Origin of the sequence: Halorubrum californiense DSM 19288 (genome assembly GCF_000336875.1) — an archaeon.
GTDB lineage: Archaea > Halobacteriota > Halobacteria > Halobacteriales > Haloferacaceae > Halorubrum > Halorubrum californiense.
In genome coordinates this window covers 68,221-88,028 of the sequence record NZ_AOJK01000073.1, presented here as the reverse complement: position 1 = coordinate 88,028, position 19,808 = coordinate 68,221, and the positions used below count along the sequence as shown (strand labels likewise).

Genomic DNA, 19,808 nt, shown 5'->3' with positions numbered 1-19,808 from the left:
ACCGACTCAGGCGATGTCGCGGCTCGTGTCGACGGCGACCTCGTCGGTGAGCTTCAGCTTCAGCGGCTCTTCGAGGGCGGCGCCGCCCCGGAACTTGGAGACTATGAGGCGGTTCGCGATCTCGGTCCCGGTGACGGTGGTGCGCAGGTCGAACACCACGTCCGCGACCTGCTCCGTGACGCGTCGCGTCCGCGGGTCCTCCCCGCCGCGGAGCGCGTGGAGTACCGCGACGCCGCCGGCGTCGGTCACCCGGGAGCGCACGCCGTCGAGGAACTCGGCGTACGCCGTCGGGGACGCGCTCTCCTCGAGTGGCTCCACGGAATCGACGATCAGCGTGCCCTCCTCGGGGAGGTCGGCGGTCAGCGACGCCGCCTCGTCGAAGTCGCCGCCGTCCTCGACGGCCTCGACGGTCGTCTCCTCGTCGCCGTCGCGGCTAAGCGCTGCCGCCACCGCGTCCGCGGACCGGACCGTCGTCAGGTAGCGGCACTGCCGGACCCGGGCGAACCGGTTCAGAATGAGTTCGGACTGACTGTCGGGGTTCGCCTTCACCACGACGACGCTGCCGCTCGGGAGGCCTCCGCCGAACTGTCGGTCCAGCACCGAGATCCCAGTCGGAAGCGTCTCCATACGATCGCTGTCGCCCGTGGACGCTTGGGTCTGTCGATGGCGGCCCTCTCGGCCGCTCGCGACGCCGTCGTCCACCGTTTCGGCGCCGCGGGTAGGTGCGATCCTCACGCGATCTGCCACCCGCTCGCCGCCGCGGTCTCGCCCAACCGCGCGGCGAGGTCGTCGTACGCGCTCCGGACGCTCGGGTCGGACAGCGGAGCGGCCCCCCCGTCGGGGATCGCGCCGAGAACGGGACAGTCGAGCAGCGTCGCCACCCGATCCGGCACGCTCGTCTCGCCGACCACGACCGCTCCGACCGGCGGACAGTCCAGCCGGCGGGCGATCGCCGCCGTCTTCGCGGCGTCGCGGAGCGCTGCGCGCCGCAGCGGCGTCGTGATCAGCGCCCGGTCCGCCGCCCGCAGGGGCGCGGCCACGTCCGGCGACGCGCCCGCCGGGCTGTCGAGCAACACCGGCGCACCGTCGGGCGTCGCGCCGTCGAGCGCGTCGAGCGCCGCGCTCGCGTCGACCGACCGCGGCGCGTCGGGACCCGCGAGCACCGCCGGCGACGAGCGACCGGGACGGACCGGCTCCGTCCCGCGGACCGCGTCGAGGACGGTCCGCGCGCCCGTCCCGTCGGTGTGACGGTCGGCAGGGACCGAGTCCTCGGCTCCGGTCGCCGTCGGGGATTCGGGGTTCGTCTCCGCGGCCAGCCGCGCGAGGTTCGGGAGGTCCCAGTCGGCGTCGGCCGCGACCACCGGCGCGCCGCGCCGCGAGAGCGCGCGGGCGAGCCCGAGGGTGGTCGTCGTCTTTCCGCTTCCGCCCTTGCCGCCGGCGACGGCTATCACGGCGGGCGTGGGTCGGGATCCGATATAAGGAGTCGGTCGAAAAACGCTCGCGGTTCGGTGCCCGGTTCGCCGCGACGGCGGATTCGGGCCGTCGTCAGTCCTGACAGCAGCCGCCGGCCTCGCCGCCGAAGTCGACGGCGAGGGGCTCGGAGATGGCCTCGTTGACCGCTTCGAGCGTGTCCTCGAGCTCGTCTTGCGCGTCGAGGTACTCGCTCATCACCGGCATCGAGTGGAGTTCGTCTTGGGCCTCTTGGACGCGCTGGAGCCCGTCGTTCGTCGCCTGCCCGGTCTGTCGGGCCTGCATGAACTCCGCGCGCAGCTGCTCGAACTCGTCGATCCGCTCTTGGACGTCCTCGTCGCGCTGGACCGCGGCTCTCGCCTCCTCGAAGCGCTCGTACTCCGGCGTTTCGGCGATCCGCTCGCCGAGCTCTCGGCCGAGGTCCTCGATGGAGACCTGTTCAACGCTCATGTCCGAACATCGTGGCCGAGCGGTTTGAACCTGCCGGAGCCGGGGCTCAAGAACGGTTTCCGGCGCCCGCTACACCGCGCGCGCCGCGACGAACTCGACGACCGCTTCCAGCTCCTGCGGGCCGATGCCGTGGCCCCCGGGGAAGCTCCCGCTCGCGACGTCTGCGCCGACGTCTTCGAGTCGGTCGACGGCCGCCGTCGTCCGCGACTCGGGGATCACCCGGTCGCCGGCACCCGCACCGACGAAGACCGGCTTGCTCTCGATCCCGTCCGGGTCGAGGGATGCGTACGACGCCGCGAGGTAGCCGTGGAGCGCGACGACCCACGCGTAGCGGTCGGGCTCCTCCAGCAGCAGCGAGAGGCTCGTGATCGCGCCCTGACTGAACCCGAGCAGCCCGATCCGGTCGGCGTCGAGCCCGTAGGCGTCGACCGCGGCGTCGACGCTCTCGACGATCAGGTCGAGGCTCCGCCGGAAGTCCTCGGCGTCGGGCTGACTCGACTCCAGTCCACCTGCCGAGAGGTCGAGTTCGTACCACGTGTACCCGCCCTGGAGCGGGTCGGGCGCACGAAGGCTGACGACGTGGAGTTCGTCCGGCAGTTCGGCCGCGACAGGGAGCAGGTCCTCCTCGTCGGCGCCGCGGCCGTGGAGGACGAAGACGGCGGGCGCGGGCTCGCTGTCGGCCCCGTCGTCGGGCGCGACGTGGACGTGTTCGAGCGGAATGTCGGTCATCGACCGTTCGTTGGCGGGGACGGCCGTTAGGTTCGTCGACCGCGGCAGGGATACGAGGACGCACGGCGAGAGCGTACACCGGCCAACGCCGTCGCCCCCGACACCGGTAACCGGGAGCGGTTACATCATCCGTCGTCGAACGCGCTGTTTAACCGTCCTGCCGCACAATCCGTCCAATATGAGCGGCTCCACGGAGGGCGACCTCACGAAGACGGGGATGGCCCTGAAACACGACCGCGAGTGGGACTACGAGCTCGATCGGATTCTCGAGGCCATCGAGGAGCGCGACGCGACGAAGGTCGGCCTCCAGTTCCCGGAAGGGCTGAAGCGCCGCGGACCGAAGGTCGCCGACGACCTCCGCGAGGTCGCCCCCGACGACGTGACCTTCATGCTCTCCGGGCAGCCCTGTTACGGCGCCTGCGACCTCGACACGTACCTGATGCGGCGGACGGACGTGTTCGTCCACTTCGGCCACACGCCGATGAAGGAGTCCGACAGCATCGTCTACGTCCCCCTCTTCTCGAACGTCGACCCCTTCCCGATCATGGAGGACGCCCTCGAAGAGGAGCTGACGCCCCCGGAGGAGGACGCCGACGTGGGGCTCGTCACGACCGCCCAGCACATGAACCGCTTCGAGGAGATGACCGACTGGCTGGAGGAACGCGGCTACGAGGTCCACACTCGTCGGGGCGACGACCGGCTCACGAAGGAGGGACAGGTGCTCGGCTGTAACTACGCCTCCGCGGACATCGACGCCGAGCAGGTGCTGTACGTCGGCGGCGGGAAGTTCCACCCGGTCGGGCTCGCGATGGAACACCCGGACAAGCGCGTCGTCATCGCCGACCCCGTCAACAACGCCGTCTCGGTCGCCGAACACGACCAGTTCCTCAAGCAGCGCTACGCCTCGGTCCACAAGGCGATGGACGCCGAGAAGTGGGGCGTCATCTTCTGTACGAAGATCGGGCAGGGCCGCTGGGAGAAGGCCCAAGAGATCGTCGACAACAACGAGAACGCCTACCTGATCACGATGGACGAGGTGACGCCGGACCGCCTGCGGAACTTCGACATGGACGCGTTCGTCAACACCGGCTGTCCCCGGATCACGACCGACGACGGCCCGCGGTTCCACAAGCCGATGCTGACCCCCGGCGAGTACAAGGCCGCTATCGGCGAGAAGCCGCTCGACTCGATCGAGTTCGACACGTTCCACGACACCTGGTAAGAGGGGCGAGGAGGTCGGAGAAGTCGTTTTTGTCGATTACCGTCTCCGGAGCGGGACCGCCGTCACGCCTCGTTCGGAGGGTGCCAAAAGAGCCCGTCGGCCACGAACGCTGCGGCCGCGAGCGACGCACCCGCGACCGGCACCGTGTATCCGCGAGTGATGAGCGACCCGACCGCGTACACGGCGCAGAACGCGAGCGGGATCGCGAGCAGGAGCAGATCGGCGCGGTCGACGCCGTCGAGACCCGTCACCCCGGTCGCTTCGTGTCGCCCGCTCATTCCATGTACCCCAAGTCCTGAAGCCGCTGGGCGATCTGTTTCGCCTCCGCGTTGGAGATCCCCTCCTCGGACTCCATCTCCTGTACGACCACGTGTTTCACGAACTCCTTGACCGAGCCGAACGGCTCGTCCTCGATGTACTCCTCGACGTCCGCGACGAACTCCTTCCGCAGGGAAATCGTGGTGTACTCGCTCATTGCCGAACCCGTCTCGCTCCGTCCCAATAAATCTTAATTACATCTAATTATCGGCTCCTGTGGGCCGAGGACCCGGTTCGGCCAGTGGGCAGGGACGTGACCACAGCGGCGCCTATCACGCCGGATCCTCCGAACTTTTTCAGAAGCGACCGTCAGATCGATCTATGACGACGACCGACCGGCTCGCCTGAGCGGACCACGAGCGGCGCGCGACGCCGGGAACGAGTTCTTCGACCGACGTGTTCCCGCTAACGTTTATGGATCAGGCGGACGGGCGTTCAGAGAGAGGCCTCCGCGATGTCCACTCTTGGAAGTTCGATCGCTGTCGTCCTCGTGGGGAGTACGCGGGACCGAGCGGCGGAGCTCAAGGCGTCGCTGGAGCGCGCCGACGACCGCTTCGCCGTCGAACCGGTCGCGGCGGTCGACGCGGCCCTCGACATCCTCCGAGACTCGCCGGTCGACTGTCTGGTCGCGGTCGGCCGGCCCGCAGACCCGACCGGCCTCCCAGCCGTCGAGGCGGTCCGCGACGGCCATCCGTCTCTCCCGGTCGTGTTCTGCCCCGTCGAACCGATCGAGGCGTCGGTCGTGGCCGAGGCGTTCGAGGCGGGCGCCACCGACGTCGCCCGGGCGCACGCCGACTCGGACCGGACGCCCGTCCTCGTCCACCGGATATCGAACGCCGTCGCGTCCGCCCGCGCCGTCGCGGAGGCGGAGCGACAACACGACCGACTCGAACGGTTCGTTCACGGCGTCTCCCACGACCTGCGGAACCCGCTCAACGTCGCGCAGGGGCGGCTCGAAATGGCGCGAAGCGAGGACGACCTCGGGCACGTCGACGCCGCGGCGTCCGCGGTCGACCGGACGCTCGAACTGATAACCGACCTGTTGACGCTCGCGAGGCAGGGCGAGAAGCCGGGGGAACTCGAACCGGTCGAGCTGTCCGCCCTCGCCGACACGTGCTGGGCGAACGTCGCGAGCGGCGACGCGACGCTCGTCGTCGACACGGACCGGCGAATCCTCGCGGACAGGGGCCGGCTGAAGCGGCTGTTGGAGAACCTGTTTCGGAACGCGGTCGACCACGGCGGCGGAGACGTGACCGTGGTCGTCGGCGACATCTCTCCCATGTACACGACGACGCGCGCCGGCGCCGTCCTCCCGTCCGGGTTTTTCGTGGCGGACAACGGCCCGGGAATCCCCGCCGAGGAGCGCGAGCGCGTGTTCGAGGTGGGGTACACGACGGACGCGAACGGGACCGGGTTCGGGCTCAACATCGTCGCGGAGGTCGCCAGCGCCCACGGGTGGGAGGTCGCCGTCTCGGACGGATCGCGCGGCGGCGCCAGGTTCGAGATAACCGGCGTCGAGTTCGACGACTGACCGGCTTCAGTCGGCTCCCGCGGTCCGCTCGACGTACGCCACCGCCGCCGCGGGCGAATCGACGGGCTCGACGCCGTCGACGTCGTGCGTGTCGAGTCCGGCCACCGGACGGCCCTGCGCGAGGGCGAGCCCGATCTCAGAGAGCGTGCCGCTCGCGCCGTCGACCGCGACCGCGGCGTCGCCGTTCATGACGACGAGCGCGTTGCGTGCGTGGCCCATGCCGGTCGCGATCGGCACCGTGACGTGCGGGTTCGCGTCCTCGCAGTCGTTCGTCGGGAGGATCCCGATCGTCTCGCCGTCGGCCGCGCGGGCGCCGCGACAGACGGCCTCCATGACGCCGCCGAGGCCGCCGCAGACGACGACGTGGCCACGCTTCGCGAGCCGCTCACCGAGCGCCGCCGCGACCGCTGCCGTCTCCCCGTCGACCGAACTGCCGCCGATGACGCTGACGCGCATGGCTCGCGGCACGGTCGGCCGGGTCGTAAAACCGCACGCTATCTCCCGTCGATCGGAGCGCGGCGGGCGCTTCGAGACGATTCTCGCCGCTGAGACCGTCACTGAAACGCTTATACCTGCCGGCCGTGAATAGAGGCTATGACGTACGATACCGTCGTGTTCGACAACGACGGTGTCCTCGTGGGCCGCACGCGCTTCGACGTGCTCCGGGATGCGACCCGGAACGCGTTCGAGGAGTGCGGCGTCGAGGAGCCCGATCCGGACGACGTAGAGCAGATGACCATCGGTGCGACCCCCGGCAGCGTCGGCACCGTCTGTCAGACGTACGACCTCGATCCGGGGTCGTTCTGGCGGACGCGCGACGACGTGGTGTCGCGGGCCCAACAGCAGGAGGCCCGCCAGGGACGCAAGACCCCGTACGACGATCTCGACGAGCTCCAGGACCTCGACGTCCAGATGGGGATCGTCTCGTCGAACCAGCAGGCGACCGTCGACTTCCTCGTCGACCACTTCGACGGCTTCGACCGCATGGGCGCCGCGTACGGCCGCGAGCCGACGATCCACTCGCTCCAGCTCCGCAAGCCGAACCCCCACTACATCGAGCAGGCGCTCGGCGACCTCGACGCGGACAACGCCCTGTTCGTCGGCGATAACGAGTCCGACGTGCGCGCCGCCGAGAACGCCGGGATCGACTCCGCGTTCATCCGCCGTCCCCACCGCCGCGACTGGGAACTGAACGTCTGGCCGACCTGGGAGATCGACCGGCTCTCCGACCTCCACGATATCGTGGAGTGAGGCACCGTCGCCCCCGCGTCCTTCGCATCCCGGCAGCGGCGCGTCGACCACGTCAACAGCGACCCGGCGGCGGGGGATGAAGCGTTTAAATCGGATGGCGCGTAACTCGCTCTCGTGACCGACTCGCCCCCGTGGGCCGACTTCTTCGGCCATCCAGAACCCTACTCCGAGCAGGCCGACGGCATCGACGCCGCCGTCGACGCCGCCGCGGACGGCGGCTTCCTCGCGCTGGAGGGCGCCTGCGGGACGGGGAAGACGATGCTGGCGCTCACCGCCGGGCTCGACCGCGTCCGCGACCCGGACTCCGACTTCGAGCGCGTCTTCGTCCTCACCAGCGTCAAACAGCAGCTGCGCCAGTTCGAGACGGACCTGCGGACGGTGAACGACAACCTCCCGAGCGACTACGACCCCGTCTCGGGGCTCACCCTCGTCGGCAAGGCGGACGTCTGCCCGTACGCCCGGGAGAACCGGGGCGGGATCGACCGAGAGAACGTGTATGAGCGCTGCGAGGGGCTCCGCGAGCGCACCCGGAACCTCGTCGGCGACGGCGGCGCGACGACGACCTCGAACCTCGTGAGCGAGGCCCGGAGCCAGCAGGTCGGGCTCATGGACTCGGGAACCGACGCGAGCGACGCGTCCGGCGCGGGGAACGCGCCCGACGCCGACTACCTCTCCGTCGACGGCGAGCCGACCCCGTATCGTCCCGACACCGAGGAGTACGACGACGTCGAGTTCTGTCCGTTCTACGCCGGCTTCCTCGACGACCTCCCCGACGACGGCGACCCGGCGGAGGCGGTCCCGTTTGACATGATTGAACTCGGCCACGTCGACGCCGACGAACTCGTCCGGCTCGCCGCGGGCCACGGCTCGTGTCCGCACTCGATCATGGGCGCGCTCGTCCCCGAGGTCGAGGTCGTTATCGGCAACTACTACCACGCGTTCGACCCGGTGACCACCGGTACCTTCACCGGCGCGCTCCTCGACGACTCGACGTTCGTCGTCTGCGACGAGGCGCACATGCTCGAACCGCGGGTTCGCGACCTCGTGAGCGACGCCGTCGCCGACGCGAGCCTCCGGGACGCGGAGAACGAGCTCACCCGCGTCGTCCAGCCGCTCTCGTTCGAGTCCGCGGGTGCGGAGTCCGACGACGCCGCCTTGGTCCGCGGCGAGCTGGAGGACGCGGACGTGACCGTCGAGGAGATCGAGACGGTCCGGGAGTTCTACGCTGACCTCCGCGGCGAACTCGACCGGCGCGTGACCGCCCACCTCGACCGCGAGCGCCCGGACTGGCGGGCGTCGATGCGCGAACTCGACGACGACGAGATCCCCCTTCGGGACCCCGAGGAGCCGGGCGAAGACGCGATCACCGAGTGGGCCGACGGCGAGGGGTACGGCGAGCGCGTCTGGGCGCGCGCCGAGCAGGTCGGCGCGGTGGTCAAGCGCGTCCTCGACACGCTCGAAGACGAGGACAAGCAGCGCGCGGCCCCCGGCGTCGGTCGGACCCTCAACGCGTGGTACCGCGAGGGACACACCGACTTCTTCCGCGCGATCGAACTCGAACGCACGTTCGACGAGACGGAGCCGCCGGACTCGTGGCGGCGCGCGTACAACGGCCGCCTCGCGCTCCACAACTGCCTGCCCAGCGAACCGATCGGCGACCGCCTCGCCGAGTTCGGCGGCGGCGTCCTCATGAGCGCGACGCTGGAGCCGATGGACCTGTTCCGCGAGGTGACCGGGCTCGATCACTTGGCCGAGCGCGGCCGCCCGGTCGTCGAGCGGACGTACGGCCTCTCGTTCCCCGCGGAGAACCGCGCGAGCCTCGCGGTCGACGCGCCGAAGTTCACCCACCAGAACCGCGGCGCCCCGGGCGAGGAGAACCCGACGCGGCTCGCGCACCTCGACGCGACGGCCGCGGTCGCGCGCCGCGAGGGCAACGTCCTCGTGGGCACCCCGAGCTACGCGGAGGCGACGTGGATGGCCGAGGCGCTCTCGGAGCGCCTCGACAAGCCCGTCCTCCTCGACGAGTCGACCGGCGACCGCGAGACGGAGTCGCTGAAGGACGACTTCTTCGCCGGCGACGGGAAGGTGCTGGTGACGAGCCTCCGCGGCACCCTCACGGAGGGCGTCGACTACCGCGGGGACCGGCTCTCGGCCGCCGTCGTCTGTGGCGTCCCGATCATTAACACGGCGCGACCGCAGACGCGGGCGGTAATCACCGCCTACGACCGCCGGTTCGAGTCCGGGTTCGAGACGGCGCTCACCGTCCCCGCGGTCCGGAAGGCCCGGCAGGCGGTCGGCCGCGTCATCCGCGGGCCCGACGAGCGCGGCATCCGCGTCCTCCTCGACGCCCGCTACGCCCGCGACTCGTGGAACGGGGTCCGGGAGTACCTGCCGGAACACGAACGCGAGGAGTACCAGCCCGTGAGTCCGGACATGCTGGAGGTCGCGCTCGACCGGTTCGAGTCGCGGCGGCCGACGTCGCGGTGACGCGACCGCGTCGTGCGCGTGGTAGTGGTATGCTGCCGGGGTGGTATGTTGCTCGTAACTATGCCTCGGGGGGGAGTACGGTGAGTATGGACACCACTCCCCGCACCGAGCGATACCACCTCGTCTGTCGCGAGTGTCCGCTCGAACGACTGTACGACGTCGCGACCGACGCGGACGCGCTCAGCCGCGATCACGTCGCCGCCACCGGCCACCGGGTCGTCGTCGACCGGATCGCGTAGCCGGGCGGACGGCCGGCCTCAAACGACGTTTGAGTCGATGTCGCGCGGAAAGTTAGTGAGCTGCTCGGTTCCCGACTCGGTGATAGCCACCGTGTCTGAGTGCCGGTAGCCGTACTCGTCGGTGTACAGTCCGGGTTCGATCGTGTACACGTGTCCGGGCCGCATCACGGCGTCCTCGCCGTCGTAGCGCTCGCCCCAGCCGCGGTCGATGTACGGCGGCTCGTGCGCGCCGAGCCCAATGTTGTGGCCGACGTGGTGTTGCGCCAGATCGGTCACGCCCTGTTCCTCGAAGTACTCCCAGACGACCTGATCGACCTCGGCGACCGGGACGCCCGGCCCGAGCGCGTCGATGGCGAGCGTCTGCGCCTCCAGCATCAGTTCGAAGTAGTGTTCTTGTTCGTCGGAGTAGTCGCCGACGAACATCGTCCGCTCCAGTTCCGAACGGTAGCCGTCGACGTTCGCGCTCGCGCCCGTGATCAACACGTCGCCCTCGGAGAGTCGTTCGTTCGGCGTGTGACCGTGCGGGAGCGCGGTCTCCTCGCCGGAGATGTAGCCGGCGTGGACCGGGCCGTCGCCGCGGACGCGGACGCTGTAGGCGTCCCCGAGCGCGTCGAGCATGGCGCGGGACGCGTCGGTGGACGCGCGCTGCGAGACGGTGGCCGGGTGCGCGTCCGGCTCGGAATAGTCGGCGAGGTAGCGGTGCCCGAGGTTCGCCCACGTCGCGGACTCGCGGATCAGCTCGACCTCCGCGCCGGACTTCGCCCATCGCATCCGGTCGACCCACGACTGCGTCTCCACGTCGACCGAGTCGGAGAAGGCGGGGCCCTCGTACCCCATCACGCCCGGCGGGCCGTCCGCGTCGGCGGCTATCGTCTCTACGCCGAGGCCGTTCAGCATCTCGACGGCGACCGAGACCGGCTCGCCGCCGGGGTAGTCGAAGTAGTGGTGGACGGCGTCGATCCGCGGGTTCGGCTCGACGCGCTCGACCTCCAGTCTCGGGACGGTTATCTCGACGCGGTCGTCGGTCACCGCGAGGACGACCGGGCGCTCCGTCTGAATGTGGTGGAAGCCGGTGAGGTACTCTATCGACGTCGCGCCGACCCACGTCGCGGCGTCGGCGTCGGTCTCGGCGAGCCGGTCTCGGACGGCGGCGAGCCGGTCGTCGAAGGCCGAATCGGGAAGTCGCGTGGCCATGGCTCAGAGGTGTGCGAACGCGCGCATAAAAAGTCGGGTAGCGGAACGGCGAGCGCCGGCGTCCGCAGCGCCGATTCAGTTCTCGCGGCGGGCGAACGCGAGGTTGCCGGAGACGTTCTTGATGTAGGCGGTCACGGTCTCGCCCTCCTGCGCGCCGGGGACGAAGATGGTGTACTCGCCGCGCTCGGCGACGCCGTCGCCCTTGCGACCGGTGCCGACGATCTCGAGTTCGTACGTGTTGCCCGACTCGACGGCGTCCTCCTGTCGCTGGGTGTTGGAGGTGTTCTGTTTCGCCACCGGGCGGAACGCCCCGCAGGCCTCACAGCGGAGCATCGGCGTCCGGTTCTCGGTCTCCAGTCGGGTGTCGGGGAGGCCGCACTCCGAGCAGGTGACGAACGACTCGATGTACGAGTCGATCGCGGCCTGGAAGTCGCGCTCGCGGAAGTTCCCGCTGTAGCGTGCGCGGCCGTCCTCGTACTGGCCCGCTGTGCCGAGCTCCTGCTGGATCTTCGAGTGGACGTGCTCGGGGTCGCGGCTCAGTGCGTCCGCGATCCCGGAGAGGTTCGTCAGGCGGGTGAACGCCCCGTCCTTCTGCCACTCCGGATCGGGAACCGACAGTCGCTCGTCGGAGCCGCCAAGGTCCGGTACCTCATCCATCGCGCGGTCGAGACTCGATTCGTAATCCATACCCGAGGAAACGACAGCGCGACGGAAATCGCTTCCGGGTTCGGTGGCGTCGCTCCGGAAGACGGAGACGGCAGTATGAGGGTAGCTGCCTGCCAGAAGCACCGGAAGGTAAATTCGAACCACGGTCACTCCGCACCGCTCCGTTCCCTAGTTCAAATCTCCGCTGCGGCTATCTCGTCGACGACGCCGTTCACGCCTCGCTGCGCTCGGCGTTCACTGTCGTCGACAGAAGATAGCGGGAGGTAGATTTGAACTACCGATCTCCGGGTTATGAGCCCGGCGGAATCTCCTGGCTATCCCATCCCGCTATCGTAGCACAATCGCGTGCGACTGTTAAGGGTTCTGATCCCGACGCCGGTGTGCGATTCGTCCACGCGTCTGCGGCGGTCGCGTCCCCCCGGCCGGCGCTCGAATCGTCCCGACAGATCGCACCGAGCGGCCCCGTCAGATCGCACCGAGCGGCCGCGTCGCGTCGCGAACCCCCCCGTTTCCATCACTGCTCGCTCGCCTCGCCGTCTTCGCTCGTCTGGGCCGCGACGGCCTTCATCCGAATTCGCAGCGCGAGGACCGCCACGAGGGCGAAGCCGACAGTCACGGCGACGTCGGTCGGGTCGCCGGAGAGCGCCCGCTGCGCGGTGAGCCCCGCCATCAGCGCGAACATGAACGACAGCAGCCCCGCGATCGGAACCACGTACCCCTCGTCGAACGCCGACCCTTCGGACTGGTCGCTCATTTCGCATCCCTCGGCGGCCGACCGTGAAAAGGCTCCCGCGACCGCCCGTCCCTTGCGCCGGCCGCAAACAATTTCACACATCATCGATAGTGATAGACGATGTACAAGCCGCTGTTGACGACAGACTTTCTGGACCGGGCGCGGCGCCACTACGCCGATGAGGAGGCCGTCCTCGCGGTCGACGGGACGCGATACACGTACGCGGAACTCGGCGAGCGCGCCGACCGCTTCTCCGCCGCGCTTCAGGCGCGCGGGATCGAGAAGGGCGACCGGGTCGCGGTGTTGGACCCGAACACCCACTACCACTTGGAGGCCGCCTACGGCGCGATGCAGGTCGGCGCGGTTCACACGCCGCTGAACTACCGGCTCACCCCGGGCGACTTCTCGTACATGCTCTCCGACGCCGGCGTCGACGCCATCTACGCCGACGCCGAGTACGCCCCGAACGTCGAGGCGATCCGCGACGAGGTGCCCACCGAGACGTTCCTCACGAACGACGCCGACGCGGTCGAGGGGGACTGGGAGTCGTTCGACGCGGCGCTCGACGACGCCGACCCCGACGCCTACGAGCGCCCGGAGATGGACGAAGACGAGGTGATCACGATCAACTACACCTCCGGCACCACCGGCGACCCGAAGGGCGTCTGTCGCACCCATCGCGCCGAGACGCTCCACGCGTACCTCATCTCGATCCATCAGGAGATCACCGACGACGACGTGTACCTCTGGACGCTGCCGATGTTCCACGTCAACGGCTGGGGGCACATCTACGCGATTACGGGGGCGGGCGCCCGGCACGTCTGTACCCGCGGGGTCGACGTCGCGGAGACGTTCGACCGGATCCGCAGCGAGGACGTGTCGTACTTCTGTGCGGCGCCGACCGTCCTCAACATGCTCGGCGACCACTACGCCGAACACGGCGGCGAGACGACCGGCGACAACGACGTGCGGGTCGCCACCGCGGGCGCGGCGCCGCCGGAGACGACGATCCGCACCGTCGAGGAGGAGTTCGGCTGGGACCTCAAACACGTGTACGGCGCGACCGAGACGGGCCCGCTGATCACCACCTCCGACGCGAAGCGGCACTTCGATGAGATGGCCGACGACCGCTTCGCGGTCAAGAAGACGCAGGGGATCGGCTACCTCGGCACTGACGTGCGCGTCGTCGGCGAGGACGGCGAGGACGTGGCCGCCGACGGCGAGACGATCGGCGAGATCGTCGTCCGCGGCAATCAGGTGATGGACCGCTACTGGAACAAACCCGAGGCCACCGAGGAGGCGTTCTCGGAGCGGTTGGAGGGGTACTACCACATGGGCGATCTGGCGGTCGTCGACGAGGACGGGTTCGTCTCGATCCAGGACCGGAAGAAGGACATCATCATCTCCGGCGGGGAGAACATCTCCTCGATCGAACTGGAGGACACCCTCTTCGAACACGACGCCGTCGCCGAGGCCGCCGTCATCCCCGCGCCCGACGAGCGCTGGGGCGAGACGCCGAAGGCGTTCGTCGTCCCCGCGAGCGGCGACCCCGACGACGCGGGTGCGACTACCGAGGAGCTCAAAACCTTCGTCCGGGAGCGCGTCGCCGATTACAAGACGCCCGGCGAGGTGGAGTTCGTCGCCGAACTCCCGACGACCGCGACCGGGAAGATCCAGAAGTACGAGCTTCGCGAGCGCGAGTGGGACGAAGAAGACCGGATGGTCGGCGAGGGGTAGCGGGCGCCGGCCGAGTTCGCGGGGCGTTTCGGACGGTCAACGGCTCCGTTTTCTCAGCGAGCCGCTCAGTTCTGATCGGTTCCGGCGTCGGCCCGGTCCGTCTCGGTGTTGCCGCTGTTTGCTTCCGCGGTGTCGGCGTCGGTCTCGTCGGCGTCGCCGTCCGCTCGCTCGGCGGAGTCGCTCAGGCGGTCGGCCTCGATGCTCACGCCCGGCGGGGTCACCACCAAGAAGCCCCGGAAGTGCATCAGCTCGCCGTCCATCTCTTTCACGTCGCGCGCGAAGGGGGCGGCGAGCTCGTTGAGGTCCCCCTCGATCGACAACACCAGCGTGTTCCCGTAATCGACGCTGCGGACCCACTCCTCCGGGTCGGTCGTGCCGTCCAAGACGCCGAGGACGACGTCGCCGGCCGCCGCGAACGCCTCGTCCATCTTCGCCTCGGCGTCCCGCAGGTCGAGGTCCCAGTCGCTCATACCTGGGGGTCGACAGGAGACGGCAAAAGCGTTCGGGAGCGGGACCGCTCCCCGGACCGGACTCTCGGCCGGTCACGGAGTCGTTAAGTGCGCGCCTCCCCCAGCAGCCGGTATGAAACGGACGCGGCGGTCCCTGATCGCGGGTGCGGCGTCGGTCGGCGTCGTCGGCGCGGCGGGGTGCCTCGGCGGCGGCGGCGGTACCAGCCTCGACCTCAGCGGCGTCGAACTCGACACCGGCGAGTACGACTGCGAACTGACCGAGCCGTCGGATCCGAACCTCGACTACCGACCGGCCCTCGGCGACCCCGAGTCGGACGTGGTCGTCAAAGCGTTCGAGGACTTCACCTGCGGACACTGCGCGAGCTACAACCTCGACCACTTCCCGACGATCCGCGAGGAGTATATCGAGCCGGGAGAGATCCGGTACGAACACTGGGACTTCCCCATCCCGGTGAACGAGCGGTGGGCGGTCCCGGTCGCCAGCGCGGCCCGCGGCGTCGGCGCTCGATCGGGCGACGAGGCGTTCTTCGAGCTCTCGAAGGCGGCCTACGAGTCGCAGGGGTCCTACAGCGGCGAGGCGCTCGGCGCGGCCGCCGAGGCCGCCGGCGTCGACCCCTGTGCGGTGCTGTCGGACGCGCGCTACGCGGCGTACGGAGAGGCGACCGCGGACGACAGGTCGGAGGGCGTGTCGATGGGCGTCGAGGGAACGCCGACGATCTTCGTGAACGGGAGCCCCGTCGAGGGGTACGGTGCCCAGTCGATCGCCGCGGCGATCGAGTCCGAGTTCTGAGCCGCCCGCGACCGCCGCGGCCCGGAACGGACGAGACATCGCCGCGACCACCCGACGGATCCTCCCGGAGCGTCGATCTTTTGCCCGTTCGTCCCGTTTTATAAGTAGATGAGCGACGCCGATCCCGCCGCCGACGCCGGCGACCGCCGTCGCCTCGGCGCAGTCGTCCTCGCGGTGCTGATCTCGCAGGTCCTCCTCTACCCCGGCGTGCCGGACCTCGTCGTCGCGCTCGGCGCCCCAGCGGGCATCGACGCCGGGATGTGGTTCCTCGTCGCGGAGTTCGGCGCGTTCGTGACGTTCGCCGTCGTCTGGGGTGCGCTCTCGGACGCGCTCGGGACGCGGGTCCCGCTGATCGTCGCCGGCGCGCTCGGCGGCGCGGCGTCGTACGTCGCGCTCGCGTCGCTGCCGGGGCTCGGACTCGGCTTCGAGGCCGCGCTCCTCGTCAGAGCCGTCGGGGGCGCGCTCACCATCGGCGCGTTCTCCCTCTCGATCACGCTCCTGATGGACCTCCGTGGCGGCAACGGCCGCAACATGGGGACCGCGGGGCTCGCGATCGGCCTCGGCGCCGCGGTCGGCTCGGTCGTCGGCGGCTCGCTCGCCGACCTCGGCGCGCTGTACCCGGTGTACGGCGGCGCGGTCGTGCTGGCCGGAGCGGGGCTGCTCGCGGCGACCGTCGACGACCGGGCGGGGACGGCCACCGCGAGCGGCTCGGGGACCGACTCCGAAGCGTCCGAAGACGCCAGACTCCGAGACGTGCTCGCCCGGGCCCGGACGACCCCCGGGCTCCTCGTGCCGCTCGCGTTCGGCTTCGTGGACCGGCTCACCGCGGGCTTTTTCGCGCTCGTCGGCGTCTACTACTTCCAAGACCCGGCGACGTTCGGACGCTCGGCGGCCGGCGCGGGCGCGACGCTCGCGCTCTTCTTCGTCCCGTTCGCGCTGCTCCAGTCTCCCTTCGGTGCGCTTTCCGACCGGATCGGTCGCTTCCTCCCCGTGGTCGCCGGCTCGCTCGCGTACGGCGTGGTCACGATCGGCGTCGGCGTCGCGCCCGTATATCCGCTCGCCGCGGGGCTGATGGTGCTGGTCGGCGTCTGCGGCGCGCTGATGGCCCCGGCGACGATGGCGCTCGTCACCGACCTCGTCGAGCCGGAGGTCCGCGGCGCGGCGATGGGGCTGTTCAACGTGTTCGGCTCGCTCGGCTTCTTGACCGGGTTCCTCATCGGCGGGAGCGCCACGGAGGCGTTCGGCTACACCCCCGCGTTCCTCGTTGTCGGCGGACTGGAACTGGCTATCGCGCTCGCGCTGTTGCCGGCGGTCCGCGCCATCTCGCCCGGCGCGGGCGTGATCGGCCGACTCGGCGCAGAGGGGTAGCGGGCGACGCCGTACGTCCCAGTGCCGACCTCACCCGCCCCGAGGCGAGTCCTTTTAACCGGCGCGTCACCTGCGTTCGCGTAACCGATGGACCTCCTCGTGGTCGGCGCCGGAGAGATCGGGCGCTGGGTCGCCGACACCGTCTCGGCCGAGGCCGCGCCGGTCGACGCGAGCGTCGCGTTCGCCGACCGCGACCCGGACGTGGCAGCCGACGCCGCGGCGGGACGCGACGCGCGGACGGCCGACGCCGACGGTGACTCCGTCCACGACGCCGTCTGCCTCGCGGTGCCGATGTCGGCGGTGCCCGCCGCGGTCGAGGCGTACGCGCCGCGCGCGGCGCAGGCGATCGTCGACGTCTCCGGCGAGATGACCGCCGCGCTCGCCGCCATGCGCGAGCACGCCTCCGACCTCGAACGCGCGAGCTACCACCCGCTGTTCGCCCCGCCGCGCGTGCCGGGCAACGTCGCGGTCGTCGTCGACGAGGGGGGGCCGGCGGTCGAGGGCCTCACCGCCGCGATCGAGACCGGTGGCAACGACGTGTTCGAGACGACCGCGGCCGAACACGACGAGGCGATGGAGACCGTTCAGGCGGGGGCACACGCGGCGGTGCTCGCGTGGCGGCTCGCCGCGGAGCCGGTCCGCGAGGAGTTCCACACTCCCGTGTCGGCCGCGCTCGACGAGGTCGCCGACACCGTCACGGAGGGGTCGCCCGCGGTGTACGCGGAGATCCAGCGCGCCTTCGACGGCGCCGAGGACGTGGCCGACGCCGCGGCCGAGATCGCCGGGGCCGACGACGAGGCGTTCGCCGACCTCTACGAACGCGCTCGCGGCGACGGCGAGGGGCGGGACCGGCTGGAGTGAGACGACGCGAGGCAGACGAGACACCAATGATCGACAGAACTGCGGTCCGGAACAACGCGAACTACCTGCGCAACGTCAGACCGATCGACCCAGAGGAGATCGCCGAGTACATCGAGGGGACGCCGCACCCGGCGGTCGTCCGGGAGACGCTCCGCGAGGAGGCGTTCGACCTCCGACTCCGCGAGCGCGAGGACGGCGCCTTCGTCCCCGTCGAGGAGACGCCCGTCGACCCGCCGCGCTGGGAACCGGAGTCGCTGCCGGAAGCGTACGCGTTCGCGGTCGAGGACCTGCTGGTCCGCGAGTACGGCGCCAACTGGCATCGCGGCGAGTCCGGCGACGCACTCCGCGAGCGCGTCCGCCGGCTGAAGACCGACTACCTCTACGAGAACGAGGTCGAGTACGACCGCGTCGCGGCGCTCGGCTACGCGATCTATCACCTGCCGGCGTACTACGCGACGGTCGGCTACGTCCTCGACGACCTGACCGAGAACGGGCTGCTCGACCGGACGCTCCGCGTCCTCGACGTGGGCGCGGGCGTGGGCGGTCCCGCGCTCGGACTCCACGACTACCTCTCCGAGGACGCGGTCGTCGACTACCACGCCGTCGAGCCGAGCGCCGCGACCGACGTCCTCGACCGCATGCTGGAGGAGACCGGCCGCAACTTCCGGACGACGGTCCACGAGACGACGGCCGAGGCGTTCCTCGGGATCGATGGGGACGAAAAGCGCGATCCGGCGACCGACGACCCCTTCGACCTCGTCTGCTTCGGCAACGTCCTCTCCGAACTCGCCGACCCGGTCGCGGTCGCGGACGCCGCGCTCGACGCGCTCGCGCCCGACGGGAGCCTCGTCGCGTTCGCGCCGGCCGACCGGAACACCGCGGTCGGGCTCCGCCGGGTCGAGCGCGCGCTCGTCGCGGGCGACGACGGCGACTTCCCCGGCAACGACGCCGAGATCTACTCGCCGGCGCTCCGGCTGTGGCCCGACGCGGTCCCGAGTGACCCGGGGTGGTCCTTCGACGTCGAGCCCGATTTGGAGGTCCCCCCGTTCCAGCGCCGGCTCGACGAGGCGACGACGCGCGGCGAGACGGACGAGCCCGGCGAGTTCGTCAACGTCGACGTCCAGTTCGCCTACTCGATCCTCCGGAAAGACGGGAAACGCGGGGTCGACGTCGAGGCGAGCGCCGAGCGATGCGCACGCATGGCCGAGTCGGAGCGCCACGTCACCGACCGGGTGAACGTCCTCGCGGTGAAGCTGAGCCACGACCTGAGCGAAGGGGACAACGCGCTGTACCGCGTGGGCGACGGCTCGCAGGCGACCGACCACTACCTCGTCTGTACCCGCGAGACGGCGCTGAACCGCGACCTCGGTGAGGCCGGCTACGGAGCCGTGGTCTTCGTCGAGAACGGACTCGTCCTCTGGAACGAGGACGAGGGCGCGTACAACGTCGTCGTCGACGACGAGACGGTCGTCGACCTCGTCGCGCCCTGAGGGGTCGGCATCGCGGCCGCGACCCGCCGGTCGCCCCGCGGGTCAGTCCCCGGCGACGGACTCGATCAGGTCCGGCGCGTCGACGCTCGGCGAGTTCACCCGCGTCGACACCGGGTGTGCGGTCAGTTCGTCGCTCGGGTACGGGTCGAGCAGCGCGGCGGCCTCGTCGGGGTCGCCGCGGAGCCACGTCTCCTCCTCGCCCGCGCCGGGGTCGAGTATCACCGCCATCCGGTGGTGGAGGTCCGCGACGAGGTCGTTCGGCTCGGTGGTGACGACCGCGAACGTCTCGATCACGTCGTCTCCGTCGCCGGGCAACTCTCCCTGGTCATCGCTCCCGCCGCCGAACGCGCCGAGCCCGGTCTGCGTCGTCTCCGGCTCAGGGGGTTCCCAGCGCTCGTAGATCCCGGCCATCGCGAACGGACGGTCGTCGTCGAACGCGACGCGGTAGGGGGTCTTCCCGGAGCCGCGGTCGCCGCCGACCCACTCGTAGAACCCGTCGGCGGGGACGAGACAGCGCCGGCGCTCGAACGCGTCGGCGAAGCTCCGCTTCTCGCGGACCGTCTCCGCGCGGGCGTTGATGAGGTCGAACGACTCGTCGGCCCACGAGGGAGTCAGGCCCCACTCCATTCGGGTCGCTTCCGTCGGATCCTCGTCGGCGATCACGGGGAGCGACTGCCCGGGCGCGCAGTTGTAGCTCGGTTCGCGGTCGCCGAAGTCGGCGCCGAACCGATCCTCGAGGTCGTCGGTCGGGGTGAAGAGCGTGTAGCGGCCGCACATGGTGTCGCGTTGGAGCGGGAGCTAC

22 protein-coding genes and 1 tRNA gene are annotated in these 19,808 nt (G+C 70.3%); 10 read left to right on the top strand and 13 right to left on the bottom strand.

Features of this window, described 5'->3' with window-relative positions; translation table 11 throughout:
• Positions 1-6: 6 nt before the first annotated feature.
• The 4 genes from C463_RS15730 to C463_RS15715 all read right to left on the bottom strand — a co-directional run bounded on the left by C463_RS15730 (position 7) and on the right by C463_RS15715 (position 2,649).
• Positions 7-627 (bottom strand): RAD55 family ATPase, encoded by a 621-nt coding sequence (locus C463_RS15730; protein ID WP_049906054.1) that lies wholly within the window; start codon positions 625-627, stop codon positions 7-9.
• A 104-nt stretch (positions 628-731) separates the two neighbouring features.
• A complete protein-coding gene (locus C463_RS15725) occupies positions 732-1,451 on the bottom strand; it encodes a nucleotide-binding protein (RefSeq protein WP_008445752.1) in 720 nt (239 codons plus the stop codon).
• Positions 1,452-1,545: 94 nt separating this feature from the next.
• Positions 1,546-1,920 (bottom strand): YlbF family regulator, encoded by a 375-nt coding sequence (locus tag C463_RS15720; RefSeq protein ID WP_008445751.1) that lies wholly within the window; start codon positions 1,918-1,920, stop codon positions 1,546-1,548.
• Between the two features lie 69 nt (positions 1,921-1,989).
• On the bottom strand, positions 1,990-2,649 hold the full coding sequence (locus C463_RS15715; RefSeq protein WP_008445750.1) for an alpha/beta hydrolase: 660 nt from the start codon (positions 2,647-2,649) through the stop codon (positions 1,990-1,992).
• A gap of 178 nt (positions 2,650-2,827) precedes the next feature.
• On the opposite strand from C463_RS15715, the gene dph2 reads away from it, so the two are divergent.
• A complete protein-coding gene (gene dph2 / locus C463_RS15710; protein ID WP_008445749.1) occupies positions 2,828-3,871 on the top strand; it encodes a diphthamide biosynthesis enzyme Dph2 in 1,044 nt (347 codons plus the stop codon).
• A 62-nt stretch (positions 3,872-3,933) separates the two neighbouring features.
• On the opposite strand, the gene C463_RS15705 is transcribed toward dph2, so the two are convergent.
• Both C463_RS15705 and C463_RS15700 read right to left on the bottom strand, forming a co-directional pair.
• A complete protein-coding gene (locus C463_RS15705) occupies positions 3,934-4,149 on the bottom strand; it encodes a hypothetical protein (RefSeq protein ID WP_008445747.1) in 216 nt (71 codons plus the stop codon).
• A complete protein-coding gene (locus C463_RS15700) occupies positions 4,146-4,346 on the bottom strand; it encodes a hypothetical protein (RefSeq protein ID WP_008445746.1) in 201 nt (66 codons plus the stop codon). Before C463_RS15700 ends, C463_RS15705 begins: the two co-directional genes overlap by 4 nt.
• 297 nt (positions 4,347-4,643) lie before the next feature.
• Between C463_RS15700 and C463_RS15695 the strand changes: the two genes are divergently transcribed.
• On the top strand, positions 4,644-5,720 hold the full coding sequence (locus C463_RS15695; RefSeq protein WP_049906044.1) for a receiver/sensor box histidine kinase: 1,077 nt from the start codon (positions 4,644-4,646) through the stop codon (positions 5,718-5,720).
• Between the two features lie 6 nt (positions 5,721-5,726).
• On the opposite strand, the gene C463_RS15690 is transcribed toward C463_RS15695, so the two are convergent.
• Positions 5,727-6,176, bottom strand: coding sequence for a TIGR00725 family protein (locus C463_RS15690; protein WP_008445744.1), 450 nt, complete (start codon positions 6,174-6,176; stop codon positions 5,727-5,729).
• Positions 6,177-6,314: 138 nt separating this feature from the next.
• Between C463_RS15690 and C463_RS15685 the strand changes: the two genes are divergently transcribed.
• From C463_RS15685 to C463_RS19320, 3 genes are all read left to right on the top strand, one after another.
• Entirely contained in the window at positions 6,315-6,971 is a 657-nt protein-coding gene (locus C463_RS15685) for an HAD family hydrolase (protein ID WP_008445743.1), read from the top strand.
• Positions 6,972-7,085: 114 nt separating this feature from the next.
• Positions 7,086-9,458, top strand: coding sequence for an ATP-dependent DNA helicase (locus C463_RS15680; protein ID WP_008445742.1), 2,373 nt, complete (start codon positions 7,086-7,088; stop codon positions 9,456-9,458).
• 86 nt (positions 9,459-9,544) lie between these two features.
• On the top strand, positions 9,545-9,697 hold the full coding sequence (locus C463_RS19320) for a hypothetical protein (protein WP_008445720.1): 153 nt from the start codon (positions 9,545-9,547) through the stop codon (positions 9,695-9,697).
• 18 nt (positions 9,698-9,715) lie between these two features.
• Here the strand turns inward: C463_RS19320 and C463_RS15675 are convergent, their stop codons facing one another.
• From C463_RS15675 to C463_RS15660, 4 genes are all read right to left on the bottom strand, one after another.
• Positions 9,716-10,891 carry a M24 family metallopeptidase gene (locus tag C463_RS15675; protein ID WP_008445718.1) on the bottom strand — a complete coding sequence of 392 codons (1,176 nt, stop codon included), beginning with the start codon at positions 10,889-10,891 and terminating at the stop codon, positions 9,716-9,718.
• A gap of 75 nt (positions 10,892-10,966) precedes the next feature.
• Positions 10,967-11,578, bottom strand: a complete 612-nt coding sequence (locus C463_RS15670; RefSeq protein ID WP_008445717.1) for a translation initiation factor IF-2 subunit beta — start codon at positions 11,576-11,578, stop codon at positions 10,967-10,969.
• A 233-nt stretch (positions 11,579-11,811) separates the two neighbouring features.
• Positions 11,812-11,886 (bottom strand) — tRNA-Met (locus C463_RS15665).
• 185 nt (positions 11,887-12,071) lie between these two features.
• On the bottom strand, positions 12,072-12,311 hold the full coding sequence (locus C463_RS15660; protein ID WP_008445716.1) for a hypothetical protein: 240 nt from the start codon (positions 12,309-12,311) through the stop codon (positions 12,072-12,074).
• 99 nt (positions 12,312-12,410) lie between these two features.
• On the opposite strand from C463_RS15660, the gene C463_RS15655 reads away from it, so the two are divergent.
• Positions 12,411-14,027 carry a long-chain-fatty-acid--CoA ligase gene (locus tag C463_RS15655; protein ID WP_008445715.1) on the top strand — a complete coding sequence of 539 codons (1,617 nt, stop codon included), beginning with the start codon at positions 12,411-12,413 and terminating at the stop codon, positions 14,025-14,027.
• Positions 14,028-14,092: 65 nt separating this feature from the next.
• On the opposite strand, the gene C463_RS15650 is transcribed toward C463_RS15655, so the two are convergent.
• On the bottom strand, positions 14,093-14,497 hold the full coding sequence (locus C463_RS15650) for a DUF5779 family protein (RefSeq protein WP_008445714.1): 405 nt from the start codon (positions 14,495-14,497) through the stop codon (positions 14,093-14,095).
• A gap of 112 nt (positions 14,498-14,609) precedes the next feature.
• On the opposite strand from C463_RS15650, the gene C463_RS15645 reads away from it, so the two are divergent.
• The 4 genes from C463_RS15645 to C463_RS15630 all read left to right on the top strand — a co-directional run bounded on the left by C463_RS15645 (position 14,610) and on the right by C463_RS15630 (position 19,006).
• Positions 14,610-15,287, top strand: a complete 678-nt coding sequence (locus C463_RS15645; RefSeq protein WP_008445713.1) for a DsbA family protein — start codon at positions 14,610-14,612, stop codon at positions 15,285-15,287.
• A gap of 108 nt (positions 15,288-15,395) precedes the next feature.
• The gene (locus C463_RS15640) at positions 15,396-16,655 is read left to right on the top strand and encodes an MFS transporter (RefSeq protein ID WP_008445712.1); all 1,260 of its coding nucleotides are present in this window, start codon (positions 15,396-15,398) and stop codon (positions 16,653-16,655) included.
• An 87-nt stretch (positions 16,656-16,742) separates the two neighbouring features.
• Positions 16,743-17,516: a prephenate dehydrogenase gene (locus tag C463_RS15635; RefSeq protein WP_008445710.1), complete on the top strand. Its 774-nt coding sequence runs from the start codon at positions 16,743-16,745 to the stop codon at positions 17,514-17,516.
• Between the two features lie 26 nt (positions 17,517-17,542).
• The gene (locus C463_RS15630; protein WP_008445708.1) at positions 17,543-19,006 is read left to right on the top strand and encodes a small ribosomal subunit Rsm22 family protein; all 1,464 of its coding nucleotides are present in this window, start codon (positions 17,543-17,545) and stop codon (positions 19,004-19,006) included.
• A 42-nt stretch (positions 19,007-19,048) separates the two neighbouring features.
• On the opposite strand, the gene C463_RS15625 is transcribed toward C463_RS15630, so the two are convergent.
• Positions 19,049-19,783 (bottom strand): SOS response-associated peptidase, encoded by a 735-nt coding sequence (locus C463_RS15625; protein WP_008445683.1) that lies wholly within the window; start codon positions 19,781-19,783, stop codon positions 19,049-19,051.
• Positions 19,784-19,808 lie beyond the last annotated feature (25 nt).